The organism is Cupriavidus sp. DF5525 (assembly GCF_040149425.2).
Taxonomy (GTDB): domain Bacteria; phylum Pseudomonadota; class Gammaproteobacteria; order Burkholderiales; family Burkholderiaceae; genus Cupriavidus; species Cupriavidus pickettii_A.
The window spans coordinates 2,667,500-2,685,499 of sequence record NZ_CP168265.1; the positions used below are offsets into that span (position 1 = coordinate 2,667,500).

Consider the following 18,000-nt stretch of genomic DNA (forward strand, 5'->3'; position numbering starts at 1 on the left):
CAGTTCCTGAGTCTCTTCATATAGTCGCTTGTTGACAAACGTGCAGCGACCGGCAGCCCCGCCCGCTGTGCGGAGCGCCGGTCGGATTGCACGATTACTGCGCTTGCCTGAGTTGCTCCAGGATGCCAGCATCCTCAAGGGTCGACAGGTCTTGCGTAATCGGTTCGCCCTTTGCGATGGCGCGCAGCAGCCGGCGCATCACCTTGCCCGAGCGGGTCTTGGGCAGGTTGTCGGCAAAGCGGATTTCCTTTGGCTTGGCGATGGGGCTGATCTCCCTGGCGACCCAGTCGCGCAACTCCCTGGCGATCCGCTGCGCTTCATCGCCCTGAGGCCGAGTGCCCTTCAGCACGACATAGGCGCAGATGGCTTCGCCGGTGGTATCGTCCGGCTTGCCCACCACGGCGGCCTCCGCGACGTGCGGGTTGGCGACCAGCACCGATTCGATCTCCATGGTGCCCATACGGTGACCGGAGACGTTGAGCACGTCGTCGATGCGACCTGTAATGCTGAAGTAGCCGGTCTTTTCATTGCGCACCGCGCCGTCACCTGCCAGATAAAGCTTGCCGCCCAGCTCCTGCGGGAAATAGCTTGACTTGAACCGTTCCGGATCGCCCCAGACCGTACGAATCATGGACGGCCACGGGCGCTTGAAGACCAGGATGCCGCCTCGCCCATGCGGCAGTTCGTTGCCGGCTTCATCTACCACCGCGGCCATGATTCCCGGCAACGGCAGCGTGCACGAGCCCGGCAGCAACGGCGTCACGCCAGGCAACGGGCTGATCATGTGCCCGCCGGTTTCGGTTTGCCAGAAGGTGTCGACGATCGGGCATTTCTCGTTGCCAACATTCTTGTGGTACCACATCCACACTTCCGGATTAATCGGCTCGCCCACCGAGCCGAGCAGCCGCAGGCTGGACAGATCGTAGTGCTTCGGATGCAGGTCCGGGTCCTTGTCGCAAGCCTTGATCAGCGCGCGGATCGCCGTCGGGGCGGTATAGAAGATCGTGGTTCGATGCTTGCGGACCATGTCCCAGAAGCGATCGGCATTGGGGTAGGTCGGCACACCTTCGAACACGACCTGGGTCGCGCCCACCGCAAGCGGGCCGTAGGCGATATAGGTGTGGCCGGTGATCCAGCCGATGTCGGCCGTGCACCAGAATACGTCAGAGGGCTTAATGTCGAAGGTCCACTTCATCGTCAGCATCGCCCACAGCAGATAGCCACCGCATGCATGCTGCACCCCTTTGGGCTTGCCGGTAGAACCTGACGTGTAGAGGACGAACAGCGGATGCTCGGCTCCGACCCATTCCGGCTCGCAGGTGGTGAGCTGATCGACGATCAGCGAATCCAGCCAAAGGTCACGTCCGGGGACGAGATCGATGCTGGCGCCGGTGCGCTTGTAAACGATAACGTTGTTGACAGTGTCGCAACCGCCCAGGTCCAGGGCTTCGTCGACGATGGATTTCAGCGGCAGATGCTTGCCGCCACGCACCTGCTCGTCGGCCGTGATCACTGCCACCGCGCCAGCATCCGCAATCCGTTCGCGCAGGGACCTGGCCGAGAAGCCGGCGAAGACCACGGAATGCACCGCACCGATGCGCGCGCAAGCCTGCATGGCGGCGATACCTTCGATGGACATCGGCATGTAGATGACTACGCGATCACCCTGCCCGATGCCAAGCGCCCGCAAGCCGTTGGCAAACTGACAGACCCTTGCGTGAAGCTGCGCATACGTGATCCGCGTGACATGGCCGTCGTCGGCCTCAAAGATGATGGCTGTCTTCCCGGCATTGCCGTTCGCCAGATTCCGGTCCAGGCAGTTGTACGAAACGTTAAGCTCACCGTCCTCGAACCAACGGTAGAACGGGGCTCGCTCCTCATTCAGCGTCCTGGTGAACGGCTTATGCCAGCTGATGAGGTCATGCGCCTGCCGGGCCCAGAAGCCTTCGTAATCTCCTTCGGCTGCGGCGCATATCGCCCGGTAGCCATCCATGCCGGAAATGTTCGCGTTGTTGACAAACAGCGCGGACGGATTGAACAGCTCGGGTTCCCGTTTCAGGGGGGCGATGTCGGACATGGCTACTTCTCTGAGCGTTTTAGAAAATTTCCAACCGATGATCCAGCGTGCTGGTATCACCAGTAGCGATGTCTAAATGGCATCATGGCGACGAGGGGATCGGCGCAGCGCATGACAGTGATGGCTGTCGGCTACGGCGGTACGTACTTTGTATGTCCTCGGCATGAAGAGCGAGAGCAGGCTCGCGATCCGGATGAAGTATCGCATCGCAGCTCTGGCAGAAGCTGCCGAATACGCTTTGAACTTGCAATTTCCGGTGTTTTCTCGCCCGCTGTTGGAGGCCTGAACGCTGCGCCCCTGTGGCTGACAGGATGCGGAGGCCGGCGGCCAACGCGAAGCCGTCCCGGGACGGACGGCGCTCCAAACCTGGCAACCCTGAAGCAGAGCGGACTTGTATCAAAAACCCGGAGATGCCCCGGGTCTGCACTAACGGACTTAAGCTCAGAACTTGTGGCGGATGCCAACGACAGCGCCAAACTGGTTTGCACCCGGCTGCACGGCTTCGCTGCTCGCACCCAGCTGGTCATTGAACCCGTTCACCCCCAGGTTCGACTTGCCGCGGTTCAGTGCGTACGAAACCGTGGTGTAAAGATCCGTGCGTTTCGACAGTGCATAGTCAACCAGCGCAACGAACTGCCACGGGTTGCCGGCGTTCGACTGACGCAGGTTCTGGTAGTACGCAGAGCCGCTGACCGACAGCGCCGGCGATACCTGGTAGCCAACGCCGACCCAACCGAGGTTCGACACTGTGTTGGTCAGCGCAACGCCAGGCAGGGTGGCACCGTTGAACGCGTGGGCATATCGGTAACCGCCGTAGAGCTTGGCAGGACCGAATGTGTATGTCCCGGCGACTGCGGCCCGTCTGATCAGACTATTGGTCGACAGAGCCGTGGCCGCCGACCGGTTCGACTGGTCGTAAATGGCACCAACGGCGAATCCGCCTGCGGCATAGTTCACGGCGAACGAGTACTCACGCCCGTTGGTGAAATTGCCGGCGCGCTCCTGGTTGTTATTGTTGAAGCTATACAGGGCAGTCACGCTCAGGCCGCCGAACGTCCCCATATACTTGGCGGAGTTGTCGGCACGAGCCCCGCCCATGAAGGGGTCCTGTGCACCGATAGAATAGCGGCTCGCGATCGACATCGGGTCGTAGGTTACGCCAAAGTCATAGAATGGGGTCGTGTGCCGGCCCAGGGTCAGCTGGCCCCACTGGTTCTGCAGACCGACGTAGGCGCCGCGGCCAAAGAGTCGACCACCCTGCCCCGAGGCGCCGGTATCGAGGTTGAAGCCGCTTTCCAGCAGGAAAATGCCCTTCATGCCGCCGCCCAGGTCTTCTACGCCGCGCAATCCCCAGCGCGACCCGGACTGGTTGCCCGATTGCAGGGCCCACAGATTGTTGCCTTGAGCACCGGCGGGTACGGTACCCGTCGAAGCAACAGCCTTGTTCAGGTATTCAATACCCACATCAGCAACACCGTACAGCGTGACGTTCGATTGCGCATACGCGCTGGGGACCACCAGCAAGGCAGCCGCAATGGCTGACAGTTTGAATTTCATGAAATGATTTCCTCGAATAATGGTAAGTAGCCCATTCGCATCGGTTCGAATTCGGGCGAAGCAGATTCTGCATTAAATCCTCAAGACTTAACAATCTGCATTCAAGCCAGAATGTTGGTATTACATCTAAAGCTATTTTTAGGCCGGTGCTTATTTTCTTTTCAGAATTATCAGCCTAGAATGTGCGGGAGCTCTGCTGTCGCGTGTATGTCATCAGCATATATCGACACTTTCCATGGCTTTGCGGTAGAGCCCGTCCGGGGCTGCCCTTGGGCAGCCCTTCTTTTTATCAGCAACGGTTACACACTGCAGCGCTTGTAGTCAGGACGGGATCACCGCATGCCTGTGCTTCACCAGATACAACGCCAGTTCTATTTCATTTCGCAGCCCGAGCTTGCTCATGGCCGAGCACTTCTGGACGCTGATCGTCTTGACGCTGCGCTGGAATTTCCGTGCAATCTCCTGCAGCGGATAGCCTTGCACCAGAAGGCGAAGAACCTCGCGTTCGCGTGGGCTAAGACGATCGTCGCGCTGGTCTGCGCAATGGCGGGTCGGAGCAATCAACAACCCCTCAGTGGCCGGGTCTATGTACTTGGCACCTGAGAGGACGGTTTGGCATGCATCGGCCACGAACTGCAGACCCATCGATTTTGCAACAAACGCGTCGGCACCTTTCGCCAGCAATTGACGAACCAGACCGTGTGGACGCTCCCCCGAGAAGACCACGATCTTCACCTTCGGGTACATCCGGTGTAGCCGTTCGATCAAGCGCAACCCGTCGACCTCTCCACCATAGTCATAGCCGGTGATCACGATATCCGGCAGTAGCAGTGCATGCTTCCTGAGCTCCGAGAGAAGCCCATTGACGCTATCCGCGATGGCTATGACGTCAATGCCTTGACGGGCCATGTACGGCGCCAGTCCGGCGAGCACCACGGGATGATCGTCGGCAATCACAGCGGTAGTTTTGGTGCTCATTGCCCGGAAGCAGAATAGAGCCGCACAATCTTTCAGTATCCGTTTGCACGGTCGGCAAGACCGCTGAGCGGCTCACCGCGCTCGCCGCGGCGCAGATTGTCCAGGTCGGCCAGGACTGCCGTATCGTCTACCTCGTGCGGGGTCGTGGCGTATGTCATCGCAGTCGTAGCAGCGCCGGGCGAAAAAGGGGAAATCATGATGCGATGAACACGCCAGCATCTGATAGGAAAAAATTACTGCATCCGGGCACGCACCAAGATGACGCACTCCTAGGGTAAATCCCGACGAATATTGCGGTGCACATGTACGCGCGCTGTGCGCACGGCATGCAATGCCAAACGGGACACATGAAACCGCAGCTATTACTGTCATGGCCCGGAATACCCCACCAAGCGCGTGGGCGCACATGCTTCAATGTCGCATCCCACAAAGACCCTGGCCCCCGGTCCAGGAGTCGTTGCCATGTCAGAGAAGAAGCCGTTCGAGAGCTTTATCGGCCAAGACGAATCAACCCGGATCATGAGCGCCCTGCACCACCGGATTTCGGGATCTTGCAGCGCGAGGCGTTCCACACTGCAGCGGAAGCCGATCCAGGGCATTTGCCTGATCCCGCCGGGCGTCTGATGGGTGATTCGTCAGTCGATCACGTGCGACTCGCGGCCTGATTTATCCACTAAGAAAGGAGACACCGTGAACCCCTTCATCTTGCGTCTGCTGGCGCGGCGCATCGGTCTGGCGCTGATCTCGCTGCTGGCCGTCTCGGCCATCGTCTTCGCCATCACCGCGGTATTGCCCGGCGATGCCGCGCAGGAACAACTCGGCCAGGACGCCACACCCGAAGCCCTGGCCGCGCTGCGTTCCCAGATGGGCCTCGATGTCCCCGCGCCGGTGCGCTACGCGCAATGGCTGGGCGGTATGGTGACCGGCAATGCCGGCGAGTCGCTGGTCACCCGCATGCCGGTCTCGGAGGCCATCGGCAGCCGCCTACCCCAATCGCTGCTGCTGGCCGGCCTGACCGCGCTGATCTCGGTGCCGGTGGCGCTCGGCCTCGGCATCCTGGCGGCGGTCTACCGCGGGACCTGGTTTGACCGCAGCGTCAGCCTGGGCGCGGTGGCAGTGGTTTCCGTGCCGGAGTTCCTGGTCGCCACGCTGGCCGTATTGCTGTTCGCGGTCCACCTGCGCTGGCTGCCGGCGCTCGCCTATATCGGCACCGACGATTCCTGGGACAAGATCGTGCGTTCGCTGGCCATGCCGGTGCTGAGCCTGTGCTGCGTGATCGTCGCGCAGATGCTGCGCATGACCCGCGCGGCGGTGATCGACCAGCTCAACGCGCCCTACATCGAGATGGTGCGGCTCAAGGGCGCATCCTCGACCCGCATGGTGCTGTTCCACGCGCTGCCCAACGCCATCGGCCCGATTGCCAATGCCGTGGCGCTGAGCCTGTCTTACCTGCTTGGCGGCGTCATCATCATCGAGACCATCTTCAACTACCCGGGGATCGCCAAGCTGATGGTGGACAGCGTCGCCCAGCGCGACATGCCCGTGGTCCAGGTGTGCGCCATGATTTTCTGTTGTGCGTACCTGATCCTCGTCACGCTTGCCGATGTGTGCGGCATCGTCGCCAATCCGCGTCTGCGCCACCGCTGAAGCCTTGAACGCCATGCAGGAGCTGCAACTCATGTCCCCTACCTCCAACACGCACGCCACCCCCGCCGTGAGTGCCCCCGACCAAGGCGGTCGCCGCCCGCGCCTGCCCAAACTGGGCATCACCGGCTGGATCGGCAGCCTGATCCTCATCGGCTGGCTGGTCGCCGCCATTGTTGGCCCGATCCTGATCAGCCATGACGGCACGCCCACGGGCGAGATCCAGGTCTTCGGCCCGATCAGCGCCGCGCACTGGCTCGGCACCGACTACCTGGGACGCGACATGCTGACGCGCGTGATCCTGGGCGCGCGCTACACCGTCTGCGTGGCCCTGGTCTCGACCCTGTGCGCCAGCGGCATCGGCATCACGCTGGCATTGCTGGCCACCGTCAGCGGCCGCTGGATCGATGCCGGCCTGAGCCGCGGCCTCGATACGCTCACGGCGATCCCGAGCAAGATGTTCGCGCTGATCATGGTCGCGGCCTTCGGTTCGTCAGTCTGGATGCTCGCCCTCACGGCGGCGATCATCTACATCCCGGGCGCCTATCGCATCGCGCGCTCGCTGGCGGTCAACATCAATGCGATGGACTACGTGACCGTCGCGCGCACCCGCGGCGAAGGCACTGCCTACATCATGCGGCAGGAAATCCTGCCGAACATCCTCGGCCCCATGCTGGCTGACCTGGGGCTGCGCTTCGTCTACGTCGTGCTGCTGCTCGCGAGCCTCAGCTTCCTGGGCCTGGGCATCCAGCCGCCCGATGCCGACTGGGGTTCGCTGGTGCGCGAGAACATCGGGGCACTGTCCGAAGGCAGCATGGCCGTGGTGGCGCCGGCGCTGGCCATCGCCAGCCTGACCCTCGCCGTCAACCTTGTTATCGACAACCTGCCGGGTCGCTCGGCACGTAACGGAGTCAAATAAATGGGCACGTCCGTAAAGGTCAGCAATCTGCGCATCACCGCAGGCCAGGCGACGTTGGTAGATGGTGTGGACTTCGAGATCGAGCCCGGCAAGGTGCTGGCACTGATCGGTGAGTCCGGCTCGGGCAAGACCACGACCGCGCTGGCGCTGATGGGCTTCGCGCGCCACGGCTGCGAGATCTCCGGCAGCATCCGGGTCGGCACCACCGACGTGCTGCACCTGTCGCCGGGCGAACAGCGCCGGCTGCGCGGGCGCGAGATCACCTATATCGCGCAGAGCGCGGCGGCCTCGTTCAACCCGTCGCGCACCATCATGGACCAAGTGGTCGAACCGGCGCTGATCCACCGGCTCATGGATCGCAAGGCTGCCGAGAAGAAGGCGGTCGCGCTGTTCCGCGAACTGGCGCTGCCCGACCCTGATTCCATCGGCGAGCGCTACCCCCACCAGGTTTCCGGTGGCCAGCTACAGCGCCTGATGGCCGCAATGGCCCTGATCACCGATCCCGACCTGGTGATCCTGGACGAGCCGACCACGGCACTGGACGTCACCACGCAGGTCGAAGTGCTGCGCGTGTTCCGACGCGCGGTGCAGGAACGCCGCACCACCGCGGTCTATGTCAGCCACGACCTGGCCGTGGTGGCCCAGGTGGCGGACCACATCCTGGTGCTGCGCGAAGGCAAGATGCGCGAGCTGGGCGAGACCGACCAGATCCTGTACCAGCCCGCCGACGACTACACGCGCTGCCTGCTGGCCGCGGCGCGGCCGACCGAGCGTCCCGGCGCGCCGGTGGACCCGGACAAGAGCCCCCTGCTGCTCGAGGTCCGCGATCTTTCCGCCGGCTACGGTGCCGTCGATGCGCACGGGCAGCCGGCCTCGAAGATCCTGGAGGGCGTGGGCCTGAAGCTGTACCGGGGCCAGGCGATCGGCGTCATCGGCGAGTCGGGTTCGGGCAAGACCACGCTGGCGCGCGCGATTGCCGGCCTGGTGGCGCCGTGCTGTGGCAGCATCGCGTTCAACGGCCGTCCGCTGAAGCCGACAGTGGCCGAACGCAGCCGCGATGAGCTGCGGCGCATCCAGATCGTGTTCCAGATGGCCGACACCGCGCTCAATCCCGCGCGCACCATCGAGGAGATCCTGGCGCGGCCGCTGCAGTTCTTCCACGGCTTGCGCGGCGAAGCCCAGCGGGCGCGGATTCGCCAGTTGCTCGATCTGGTGCGGCTGCCGATCGGCGTGGCCCAGCGCACGCCCGGTGGCCTGTCCGGAGGGCAGAAGCAGCGCGTGAACCTGGCCCGGGCACTCGCGGCCGATCCTGAGCTGATCCTGTGCGACGAGATCACCTCGGCGCTGGACACCGTGGTCGGCGCGGCCATCCTCGACCTGATGGCCGAGCTGCGCAAGGAGCTGGGTGTCTCGTATCTCTTCATCAGCCACGACCTGCACACCGTGCGCTCGATCTGCGACGAGATCGTGGTGATGCAGCATGGCCGCAAGCTGACCCAGGTCGCGCACCAGGACTACGACCGCGGTCCGCACCACCCCTACTACGCGCTGCTGGCGCGCTCGGTGCCCGAGTTGCGCCGCGGCTGGATCGATGAAGTCGATCTCCATGGCGAAAGTGGGATCGCGGTTGGGGTCGCCGGCCCCGAATTCCACTACAAACAGCCGCGCATTGCATGCCCGCGCATCTGAACAAAGCCACGAGCCGACGCATACACTCCCCTCTCCCGCAAGCGGGAGAGGGGAGCAAACCATCATCCAGGGCTTGTCAGTAATCCGGGCCGGCTTGCGCCGGCCGCTTGTGAGGACTTCTTTTAAAGTCACTGGGTTCCCGCGCACGTGCCCCGGAGGGGTATGTGCGGGAACGACGGTCGTTAGCTAAACGACGTTAGCGCCGTCGCGCCGGATCTGCGAGAGCACGGTGGAGCCAAGGCCTACCGCACTCCCTGCCCCTTCAAGCTCAGGCATCCAGCCAGACGTTCTCAGCAAACGAATAGCCCATCAGCCCACCCAGCGGGATCGGCGACAAGCCTTTGAGCTTCGACGAATGTGCGTCGATGCTGGCCAGGAACAGCGGGATGCCGATGCCCGCTTCCGCATGGATCATGGTCTGCATGTCGGCATACAACTGCTTGCGTTTGGCGGTATCGGTTTCGCCCCGCGCGGCCACCAGCAGTTGGTCGAACTTGGGGTTCTTCCAGCGCGATTCGTTCCAGGGCGCATCGGACTTGTAGAACTGCGTGAGGATGGTGTCGGCGCTGGGGCGCGGGTTGACATTGCCGAAGCCCACGGGGCTGTTGAGCCAGTGGTTCGACCAGTAGCCGTCGGCAGGCATGCGCTTGATGTCGAGGTCCAGGCCGACGCGCTGCGCTGTCTGCTGCAACACCGTCGCAATCTCCACCGAATACAACGCGGCCGGCGAGGTCACCACCGGCACCTTGCCCGTCACGCCGGCTTTGCGGAAATGAAACTTCGCCTTCTCCGGATCGAAGGGTCGCTGCGGCAAATCCTTGAAGAAGAACCGGTTGGTGGGGTCGATTGGCTGGTCGTTGCCGACCATCGCATAGTCGAGCGCGATAGCTTTTTTCATCTGTTCGCGGTCTTGCAGGTACTTCATGCCCATCAAGAAGTCCGGGTTCATGCCTGGACCCGCGTCCTTGCGCATGATCAGGTCTGTGTACTGCCCCGATTGCGTGACGAGGATGCCAAAGCCCGGTGTACCTTTGACGCGGGCCACGGCGCGGGGGTTGACCATGGCCACCAGGTCCATGCCGCCCGACAGCAGCGCGTTGACACGCGCACTGTCATCGGCGATGCCGACGAACTCGATTTCGTCGAGATAGGGCTTGCCGGGCTTCCAGTAGGCGCCGTTGCGCACCACGAGCGTGCGCACGCCGGGCCTGAATTCCTTGATCTTGTAGGGTCCGGTACCGATGCCGGCACTGAAGTCGGTGGTGCCGTCCTTGACGATGTGGAAATGGAAGGTCCCAAGGATCACCGGCAGGTCGGCATTGGGGCTGGTGAGCACCACCGTGACCTCGTTCGGGCCGGTGGCTTTCACGCTCTCGATCTGCTCGGCCAGCACCTTGGCCTTGGAAACGGTGGCGGGATCCTTGTGGCGCATGATCGAATACACCACGTCAGCCGGGGACAACGCCTTGCCGTCGTGGAAGGTCACGCCCTTGCGCAGCGTGAAGATCCAGGTCTTGGCATCGGTGGTGTTGAACGACTCGGCCAGGGCAGCCCGCGGCGTCAGGCTTCTGTCGAGCGAGGTCAGCCCGTTGTAGACCATGTTGCAGCGCACGTAGTCGCTCTGGTTCGACTGCTTGGCCGGATCGAGCGTATCTGAGGCGGCTGCGGTGGCGACGGCCACGCGGATACGGCCGCCGCGCTTCGGCGTCTCTGCATGGGCCGTGGCGGCTACGCCGGCAAGGCTGCCAGCCAGCGTGGCCTGCATGCCGCCTGCCAGCAGCATCGCCAGCACGTCACGCCGCGTGGCGCCGCGCTTGAGCAGATCCATCACACGAAGGCTTTCGCCGGGGCCGACAATGTTCTCGAACTCGTTACCGCTATCGTTCATGGTTGGTTGTGCTCCTGATTATTCTAAGAGGGGAACAGGGGGACCGCGGCGAAAACCCAACAGCTGCGCAAGGCTTAGGCAAGCCGGTCCTTGAGCTGGTAGTACAAGCCCACGGCCGGCAGGAACCAGGGCGGGCCGAAATGCCCGGGAATGGCAGGCCAGTCGCGCTCGCGCCATGGATTGGCAGCCGCGTCGCCGGCCATCACCGCAGCCATGCGCTCGCCCATGTGCACCGACATCTGCGTGCCGTGGCCGCTGTAGCCCATGGAGTAGAAGAGGCCGTCGCGCTCGCCGGCATGCGGCAGGCGGTCCTGCGTCATGTCGACCAGTCCGCCCCAGCAATAGTCGAGCCTGACGTGGCCGAGTTGCGGGAAAATCTCGGCCAGGCCGGCGCGCAGGATCTCCCCGCTGGCGGCATCCTGCTGGGGGCTGGAAATGGCAAAGCGCGCCCTCCCGCCGAACACCAGCCGGTGGTCCGGCGTGAGGCGGAAGTAATGGTGAATGTTGGCCACCGTGACATAGGTGCGGCGTTTGGCCAGCAGTGCATTAGCACGCTTGGCGCCCAGCGGCTCCGTGGTCACGATGAAGCTGCCGATCGGCACGATGCGCCGGCGCAGCCACCCGAAGCTGCCGTAGCCACCGTGGCGCGAAGCCCCGGTGGCGAGCAGCACCTGCCGGGCCAGCACCGTGCCGCGCGCGGTGTGCAGGCGGTGCACCTGCCCCTGCACGCGTTCAATGCGGCTTACGCAGGTGCCAGTGTGGATCTGTGCGCCGTGGCGCTCTGCGGCCACGGCCAGGCCTTGCGCGAAACGGCCCATATGCATCTGGCCGCTGCGCTTGTACAGCAGGCCGCCATGGAAGCGCTCGCTCTGTACCTCGGCACGTACGCGCGCCGCGCTGAGAATTTCCACATCGGTATCCACGCCGTCGGCGATCAGGCGCTCGGCGCTGCGCCGCAGCGCGTCCATTTGGTGAGCCTTGGTGGCGAGCTTGAGCTTGCCGTTGCGCTGGAAGTCGCAGGCGATGCCCTCGTCGCGCACGATGCGCTCCACTGTATCGACTGCGTCGTCATAGGCGTGGTACCAGCCGCGGGCGCGTTCCACGCCCACCCGGGCGGCCAGTTCCGCGTAATCCACCGCGAGCCCGTTGTTCACATGGCCGCCATTGCGCCCCGAGGCCTCGGGCGCCACGGTGGCGCCGGCCTCCAGCACCACCACGCTGACGCCACGCCGCGCCAGCGCCAGCGCCGCCGAGAGCCCCGTGAAGCCGCCGCCGATGATGGCCACGTCGACCTGCGGCGGCAGATTGTGCGCGTCCAGTGCCAGTGTTGGCACTGAATCGTTCCAGTAGGAATCAAGCTTCATGGTGGGGACGGAGCTGTGGAAGCTAAATTCAAAGGCCGACGACGCCGGGCAGGCCACCGATGTCCTGGATCTCGGTGTAGCGGTACGCCGCGTTGCCCGGGCCGTGGCCGCGGTTCACGAATACCTTGTTGACGATGCCGATGTCGTCGGCCGACATCAGGTCGTAGCGCAGGCTCGACGACACGTGCAGCACATCTTCGGGATTGCAGCCCAGGGAGTCCAGCATGTACTCGAAGGCCTTCAGGCGCGGCTTGTAGGCCTGGGCCTGCTGCGCGGTGTAGACGCGGTGGAACGGCGCGCCGAGCATGGCCACATTCTTCTGGATCTGGGAGTCCGAGGCGTTCGACAGGATCACCAGCGGAATCTCCTTGGCCACCTTGGCCAAGCCGGCGGGCACATCCTCATGCGGGCCCCACGTCGGCACGGCGTCATAGTACTGCTGGCCATCGGTGTCGAAGTACTGGATCTTCCACTTCTTGCACAGGCGGCGCACGGCGTTCTTCAGCACCACTTCGTAGGGCTGCCAGTCGCCCAGCACCTCGTCGAAACGGTAGGCGCTGAAATCGGCGATGAACTGCTCCATCTGCTCGGCAGGGATGCGATCGGCGAACAGTTCGCGCGTCATTTCGCTCATGCGGAAACGCGTAAGCGTGCCGTAGCAGTCGAAGGTCACATACTTGGGACGGAAGGTCATGGTCTCTGATCCTCAGGGTTTACCGGTCGTCGACCGGGGTGGAGCCGCGCCTTGTCCGGCGCAGGCGACAGAATTATTGCGAAGGAATTAAAGCACGCGGCCGAACAGTGTTTGTACGGAAATGAGAGCGTGGCACGCGGCGAAACTGCGGTTTGTCATGGGTCCCGCGGCATGTCATGCGGTCGGCACCGCGGGCGAGCGCAGGCGAGTGATGACGCACCGCTAACGCGCCGCAGCAAAATCGATCAGCACGCTTTTGAAGCGCAAATTCGCCTCTACGGCCTGGCGCCCCAGATCCTTGCCGATGCCCGACTGGTGGTAGCCCCCGGTGGGAATCACGAAATCCGAACTGCGCCCGTAGCGGTTGATCCACACCGTGCCGGCGGCGATGCCGCGCATGGCGCGCAGCGCTCTTCCGATATCGGCCGTGTGTACGCCGGCGGCCAGGCCGTAACGCTCGTGCGAGGCGAGCGCCAGGCCCTCTTCTTCGTCGTCGAAGGTTTGCACCGTGAGCACCGGACCGAAGATTTCCTCCTGCACGGCAGGATTGTCCGCGCGCACGCCCTCGATCAGCGTGGGCTGGAAGTATGCGCCGCCCGGCCCGCCGTCGAACAGCCCGCCGCCGCTGCGCACCTGCGCGCCCGGGCCGCACGCGCGCTCGACGATGTCGAGGATGCGCGCCGCTTGCGCTGCGGAGATGATGGGCGGCAGCGTCGCCGCGTCATCCCAGGTCGCACCGGGCCGCAGCGCGGCAAAGCGCGCCGCGATGCGCTCGATCAGCGCCTCGGCGATGCCGCGCTGCACAATCAGGCGCGAGCCCGCGACGCATACCTGGCCGGCATTGCCGGTGATGGCGCCGGCAATAATGCCAGCCAGCCGATCGAGGTCCGGCGCATCATCGAATACCAATTGCGGGCTCTTGCCGCCCAGCTCCAGCGTGACTGGCTTGGGGCCGTGTAACGCGCAACTGGCCATGATCGCGGCGCCCGTTTGCGTCGATCCCGTAAAGGTCATTTTCGAGATCAGCGGGTGGCGCGTGAGCGCATCGCCCGTGGTCCGCCCGTCGCCCTGCACCACGTTGAACAAGCCCGGCGGCACGCCCGCCTCGATCGCCAGTTGGGCCAGGCGCACGGCGGAGAACGGCGTCAGCTCGGAAGGCTTGAGCACCACCGCGTTGCCGGCGGCAAGCGCCGCACCCACCTTCCACGACACCATCACCAGAGGGAAATTCCACGGGGTGATCGCACCCACCACGCCGTACGGCTCGGCCACCACCATGCCCAGGTGATCGTGCTGCGTGGCCGCCACGTCGCCACCGAGCTTGTCGGCATATTCGGCGAAGAATCGCAGGCCTTCGGCGGTGAAAGGCACATCCCAGGCCGAGGCAGCCCGCACCGGCCGCGTGGAGCACACGGCTTCGAGCGGCGCGAGACCCTGCACATCCGCTTCGATCAGGTCGGCCCAGCGGCGCAGCACGCGCGCCCGCTCACGCGGGGCACGGCGCGCCCAGTCGCTGGTGCGCCAGGCCTTCCACGCGTCCTGCACCGCTGCATCCACGGCGGCGGCGTCAGCCAGCGGCAGCTCGGCATGCACCTCGTTATCGGAGGGGCGCCGCACGGGGATGCGGCCGGCATCAGGCACGAGCCGTCCGCCGATGAAATGGCCCGAGGGAACGGAGACAGTCTGGGGGTCGAATAGTTGCACGGAAAGCGGGGCGCCGGGGGTCGGCACCGATAGTGGATTCATGCCTCCATGCTAGACAAGAAGCCTCAGCATTTGTCTCCGTTACGGACCGCGCTACCGCATCGAATTGCGAAACTGCCACCCCACGCGGACGATTCTTGCATCCTCCGGATAAACCCGAGGGCGTCCTGGCTCCGCGCGAACGATATGGTCCAGGATAAGTCCGATCGATCACCACAACGACATCGCCATGCCTGCGGCAGCGGGCCGGCCCAATGGCTGGACAGCTTTGACCTGCCGCGCCAGGCTGCCGGAAGCCTTCTGCCAAACATTCTGCTGCCACGGCCCGCATAACAGCAGCGTGCTTCATTCAGTCCCCTGAATGCAGCACCACGCCATGTGCCACCCGTCCTAAGCTTGAGGCAAAGACCTGCCTGTTGTGAAGTCCGCAAAGCGCGTTCTGTCAGTCCGGTCAGACCCTTGTTCCAAACCAACGCCGAGCCGCCGCCCATGCCCGACAACGCTCCCCCACTGCCTGCGCGATTCATGCGGCTGGCAGAATCCGACCGTCCCGCCATCACCCTGCGCATCGATGGCCACAGTGCCACCGCACTGGCGGGCGACACCCTTCTGGTTGCACTGCTGCTGCATGGCCGGCGCGTGCGCGACAGCGAATTCGGCGACGGCCCGCGCGCGGGCTTCTGCCTGATGGGCGCCTGCCAGGACTGCTGGGTATGGACGCCCGCGGGCGAGCGCCTGCGCGCCTGTTCCACGCCTGCCGAGGCCGGCATGGAGGTGCTGACCCGACCGCCCGCGCACCACTGGCCCGCGACGCCAGACCTGCAGGAATCGCTCGCGCGCCACGCGCCGGGAGCCACCGCATGAGCGCGCCGTCAGCATTGCCCCGCATCGTCGTGGTCGGCACCGGCCCCGCCGGCGTACGCGCGGCCCAGGCACTGGTACAGGCCGGACTGCGCCCTACCGTGATCGACGAAGGCCGGCGCGACGGCGGCCAGATCTACCGCCGCCAGCCCGAAGGCTTCAAACGCTCCTACGCCAAGCTCTATGGCAGCGAGGCCGACAAGGCCCAGGCGCTGCACCGCGACTTCGACGCACTGCGCGCGCAGATCGACTACCGCCCTAACACGCTGGCGTGGAACCTGACCGAGGGCGAGCTGCACGTCGTGCGCGAGGACGAGCCGCAGACGCTGCCCTTCGACGCACTGCTGGTGTGCTCCGGTGCCACCGACCGGCTCATGCCGGTGCCTGGCTGGCACCGCGCCGGCTGCTATAGCCTGGGCGCCTCGCAGATCGCGCTGAAGGCACAGGCCTGCGCCATCGGTACGCAAGTCGTCTTCCTCGGCAGCGGGCCGCTGCTCTACCTGGTGGCCTCGCAGTACGTGCAGGCCGGCGCGCGCGTGGCGGCGGTACTCGACACCGCCCCCGCTAATAAATCCTGGGGCGCCATTGCCGGCCTGCTGGCGCGCCCCCGGCTGGCGCTGCGCGGGCTCGGACTGATCCGCGGCCTCAAGCATGCCGGCATACCGGTGCTGCAGGGCGTGACCCCGCTGGCGATCGACGGCGATGACCGCCTTGGCGTGCAGGCCGTGACCGTGCGCGATGCGCGCGGGCGCGAGCAGCGCTTCGAATGTGACGCCGTGGGCCTGGGCTGGCACCTGCGCGCCGAGACGCAACTGGCCGACCTCGCGCGCTGCGAGTTCGCCTTCGAACCCGTGAGCCGCCAGTGGCTGCCGCGCATCGACACGGACGGCCGCAGCAGCACGCGCGGCGTGTACCTGGCCGGCGACGGCGCCCGCATCCTCGGTGCCGATGGGGCCGAGGCCGCGGGTCGGCTCGCGGCGCTGGCGGCTCTGGCCGACCTCGGGCATGAGCGGGGCCGCGCACAATATGCCGCGGAATCGGCTGCGCTGCGCCGCACCCTCGACCAGATGGACCGCTTCCGCCAGGGGCTGGCGCGCGCCTTCCCGTGGCCGCACGCGCAGGCCGCCGCCCTGCCCGATGCCGCGGTGGTATGCCGCTGCGAAGCCGTGACGGTGGGCGAGCTGCGCCGCTGCGTGACCGAACTGGACAGCCAGGAGGTCAACCGGGCCAAGGCCTTCAGCCGCGTTGGCATGGGCCGCTGCCAGGGCCGCTTCTGCGGCCATGCCGCGGCCGAGATCGTGGCGCAGGCCTGCGCCATCCCGGTCGAACAAGTCGGTCGCCTGCGCTCGCAGGCACCGGTCAAGCCACTGATGATGAATACACGTGAGGTGCAGCCATGAGTGGCACCAAAACTAGCACGACAGCGAGCACGGCAACCAGGACGCACGACGCCGATGTGCTGGTGCTCGGTGGCGGCCTGATGGGCACCACCACCGCCTTCTTCCTGCGCCAGCAGGGCCTCTCGGTGGTGCTGCTGGAACGCGAGCTGGTCGGGCGCCAGGCCAGCGGCACCAACTTCGGCAATGTGCGCCGCCAGGGACGCGCGCTGCACCAGATGCCGCTGGCCAATCGCGCGCGTGCCGTCTGGGGGCGCGTGAAGGAACTGCTGGGTGAAGACCTCGAGTTCGTCCCATACGGCCACCTGCGCGTGTGCTACACCGAACAGCAGGCCGCGGTGCTCGAGCAGCACGCGCGCGACGTGAAGCCGCTCGGACTGGAGCTGGAGCTCTTCAGCGCCGAGCAGTTGCGCCGGCGCTGGGGCATCTTTGCGCCCGGCGTGGTGGCGGGTTCGTATTCACCGCAGGACGGCCATGCCAACCCGCGCCTGGCCGGCCCGGCCTTCGCACGCGCCGCGCGTCGCGCCGGCGCACAGATCGTCGAGCACGCCGAGGTGATGCAGGTCGAGCACGACGCCAATGGCTTTGTTGCCTACACCGCCGATGGCCGGCGCTTTCGTGCTCCGCAGATGCTGGTGGCCTGCGGCGCCTGGTCCAACCACCTGGCCGAGCAGTTCGGCGAGGCCGTGCCGATGGACGCGCGCGGCCCGCAGATGGGCGTGACCGAGCCGCTGCCCTATGCCATCGGCCCTTCCATCGGCGTTTCGACGCCGATCGAGCATGAGAGCCTGTACTTCCGCCAGATCGCACGCGGCAACATCGTCTTCGGCGGCGGCCTCAAGGGGCCGGCCTACATCGACCGCATTCGCGCCTACGTGAAGCCCGACAACGTGCTGCGCCAGCTGCGCGAACTGCGCCACTTCGTGCCGGCCTTCGAGCATGTGCAGCTGATTCGGGTGTGGAGCGGCATCGAAGGCTATACCGCCGACTGGCAGCCCGTGATCGGCCCCAGCGCCACGGTGCCCGGCCTGTACTACGCCTTCGGCTTCAATGGCGAGGGCTTTGCGATCAGCCCCGGCGTGGGCGAAACCATGGCCGAGCTGATCGCCACGGGCCGTACCTCGATTCCGCTGGAGCCCTATGCCATCGGGCGCTTTGCCCGCGCGCAGGTGCTGCAGGAAACAAACTGATGCTTCCCTCGCCCGCTTGCGGGAGAGGGACCGGGGGT

Annotated in this window: 14 protein-coding genes; 7 read left to right on the forward strand and 7 right to left on the reverse strand. The window is 65.2% G+C overall.

What is annotated here, in order from left to right; genetic code table 11:
- Nucleotides 1-94: 94 nt before the first annotated feature.
- The 3 genes from acs to ABNX08_RS12450 form a co-directional block, all read right to left on the reverse strand.
- Entirely contained in the window at nt 95-2,077 is a 1,983-nt protein-coding gene (gene acs / locus ABNX08_RS12440) for an acetate--CoA ligase (RefSeq protein WP_349607183.1), read from the reverse strand.
- A gap of 441 nt (nt 2,078-2,518) precedes the next feature.
- The gene (locus tag ABNX08_RS12445; RefSeq protein WP_022535555.1) at nt 2,519-3,634 is read right to left on the reverse strand and encodes a porin; all 1,116 of its coding nucleotides are present in this window, start codon (nt 3,632-3,634) and stop codon (nt 2,519-2,521) included.
- Nucleotides 3,635-3,955: 321 nt separating this feature from the next.
- Nucleotides 3,956-4,612 (reverse strand): response regulator transcription factor, encoded by a 657-nt coding sequence (locus tag ABNX08_RS12450; protein WP_022535556.1) that lies wholly within the window; start codon nt 4,610-4,612, stop codon nt 3,956-3,958.
- Between the two features lie 462 nt (nt 4,613-5,074).
- On the opposite strand from ABNX08_RS12450, the gene ABNX08_RS12455 reads away from it, so the two are divergent.
- From ABNX08_RS12455 to ABNX08_RS12470, 4 genes are all read left to right on the forward strand, one after another.
- Nucleotides 5,075-5,236, forward strand: coding sequence for a hypothetical protein (locus tag ABNX08_RS12455; protein WP_022535558.1), 162 nt, complete (start codon nt 5,075-5,077; stop codon nt 5,234-5,236).
- A 66-nt stretch (nt 5,237-5,302) separates the two neighbouring features.
- The gene (locus ABNX08_RS12460) at nt 5,303-6,259 is read left to right on the forward strand and encodes an ABC transporter permease (RefSeq protein WP_022535559.1); all 957 of its coding nucleotides are present in this window, start codon (nt 5,303-5,305) and stop codon (nt 6,257-6,259) included.
- A 31-nt stretch (nt 6,260-6,290) separates the two neighbouring features.
- The gene (locus tag ABNX08_RS12465) at nt 6,291-7,175 is read left to right on the forward strand and encodes an ABC transporter permease (RefSeq protein WP_041681494.1); all 885 of its coding nucleotides are present in this window, start codon (nt 6,291-6,293) and stop codon (nt 7,173-7,175) included.
- A complete protein-coding gene (locus tag ABNX08_RS12470) occupies nt 7,176-8,864 on the forward strand; it encodes an ABC transporter ATP-binding protein (protein ID WP_022535560.1) in 1,689 nt (562 codons plus the stop codon).
- A gap of 268 nt (nt 8,865-9,132) precedes the next feature.
- Here the strand turns inward: ABNX08_RS12470 and ABNX08_RS12475 are convergent, their stop codons facing one another.
- From ABNX08_RS12475 to ABNX08_RS12490, 4 genes are all read right to left on the reverse strand, one after another.
- On the reverse strand, nt 9,133-10,752 hold the full coding sequence (locus tag ABNX08_RS12475) for an ABC transporter substrate-binding protein (RefSeq protein WP_022535561.1): 1,620 nt from the start codon (nt 10,750-10,752) through the stop codon (nt 9,133-9,135).
- Nucleotides 10,753-10,826: 74 nt separating this feature from the next.
- Nucleotides 10,827-12,116, reverse strand: a complete 1,290-nt coding sequence (locus ABNX08_RS12480; RefSeq protein WP_041681501.1) for an FAD-binding oxidoreductase — start codon at nt 12,114-12,116, stop codon at nt 10,827-10,829.
- Nucleotides 12,117-12,144: 28 nt separating this feature from the next.
- Nucleotides 12,145-12,810, reverse strand: a complete 666-nt coding sequence (locus ABNX08_RS12485) for a haloacid dehalogenase type II (protein WP_022535563.1) — start codon at nt 12,808-12,810, stop codon at nt 12,145-12,147.
- Nucleotides 12,811-13,032: 222 nt separating this feature from the next.
- On the reverse strand, nt 13,033-14,556 hold the full coding sequence (locus ABNX08_RS12490) for an aldehyde dehydrogenase (protein WP_022535564.1): 1,524 nt from the start codon (nt 14,554-14,556) through the stop codon (nt 13,033-13,035).
- 447 nt (nt 14,557-15,003) lie between these two features.
- On the opposite strand from ABNX08_RS12490, the gene ABNX08_RS12495 reads away from it, so the two are divergent.
- From ABNX08_RS12495 to ABNX08_RS12505, 3 genes are read left to right on the forward strand one after another with little or no spacing between them, the layout of a single operon-like run.
- Nucleotides 15,004-15,378, forward strand: coding sequence for a (2Fe-2S)-binding protein (locus tag ABNX08_RS12495; protein ID WP_041681503.1), 375 nt, complete (start codon nt 15,004-15,006; stop codon nt 15,376-15,378).
- Nucleotides 15,375-16,775 carry an NAD(P)/FAD-dependent oxidoreductase gene (locus ABNX08_RS12500; protein ID WP_022535566.1) on the forward strand — a complete coding sequence of 467 codons (1,401 nt, stop codon included), beginning with the start codon at nt 15,375-15,377 and terminating at the stop codon, nt 16,773-16,775. The genes ABNX08_RS12495 and ABNX08_RS12500 overlap by 4 nt, the downstream gene beginning before the upstream one ends.
- A complete protein-coding gene (locus ABNX08_RS12505) occupies nt 16,772-17,962 on the forward strand; it encodes an FAD-binding oxidoreductase (protein WP_022535567.1) in 1,191 nt (396 codons plus the stop codon). The genes ABNX08_RS12500 and ABNX08_RS12505 overlap by 4 nt, the downstream gene beginning before the upstream one ends.
- Nucleotides 17,963-18,000: the final 38 nt, after the last annotated feature.

Coding starts and splice junctions, on each gene's coding strand:
- acs (WP_349607183.1), bottom strand. CDS start 2,077: ATGTCCGACATCGCCCCCCTGAAACGGGAACCCGAGCTGTTCAATCCG.
- ABNX08_RS12445 (WP_022535555.1), bottom strand. CDS start 3,634: ATGAAATTCAAACTGTCAGCCATTGCGGCTGCCTTGCTGGTGGTCCCC.
- ABNX08_RS12450 (WP_022535556.1), bottom strand. CDS start 4,612: ATGAGCACCAAAACTACCGCTGTGATTGCCGACGATCATCCCGTGGTG.
- ABNX08_RS12455 (WP_022535558.1), top strand. CDS start 5,075: ATGTCAGAGAAGAAGCCGTTCGAGAGCTTTATCGGCCAAGACGAATCA.
- ABNX08_RS12465 (WP_041681494.1), top strand. CDS start 6,291: ATGTCCCCTACCTCCAACACGCACGCCACCCCCGCCGTGAGTGCCCCC.
- ABNX08_RS12470 (WP_022535560.1), top strand. CDS start 7,176: ATGGGCACGTCCGTAAAGGTCAGCAATCTGCGCATCACCGCAGGCCAG.
- ABNX08_RS12475 (WP_022535561.1), bottom strand. CDS start 10,752: ATGAACGATAGCGGTAACGAGTTCGAGAACATTGTCGGCCCCGGCGAA.
- ABNX08_RS12480 (WP_041681501.1), bottom strand. CDS start 12,116: ATGAAGCTTGATTCCTACTGGAACGATTCAGTGCCAACACTGGCACTG.
- ABNX08_RS12485 (WP_022535563.1), bottom strand. CDS start 12,810: ATGACCTTCCGTCCCAAGTATGTGACCTTCGACTGCTACGGCACGCTT.
- ABNX08_RS12490 (WP_022535564.1), bottom strand. CDS start 14,556: ATGAATCCACTATCGGTGCCGACCCCCGGCGCCCCGCTTTCCGTGCAA.
- ABNX08_RS12495 (WP_041681503.1), top strand. CDS start 15,004: ATGCCCGACAACGCTCCCCCACTGCCTGCGCGATTCATGCGGCTGGCA.
- ABNX08_RS12500 (WP_022535566.1), top strand. CDS start 15,375: ATGAGCGCGCCGTCAGCATTGCCCCGCATCGTCGTGGTCGGCACCGGC.
- ABNX08_RS12505 (WP_022535567.1), top strand. CDS start 16,772: ATGAGTGGCACCAAAACTAGCACGACAGCGAGCACGGCAACCAGGACG.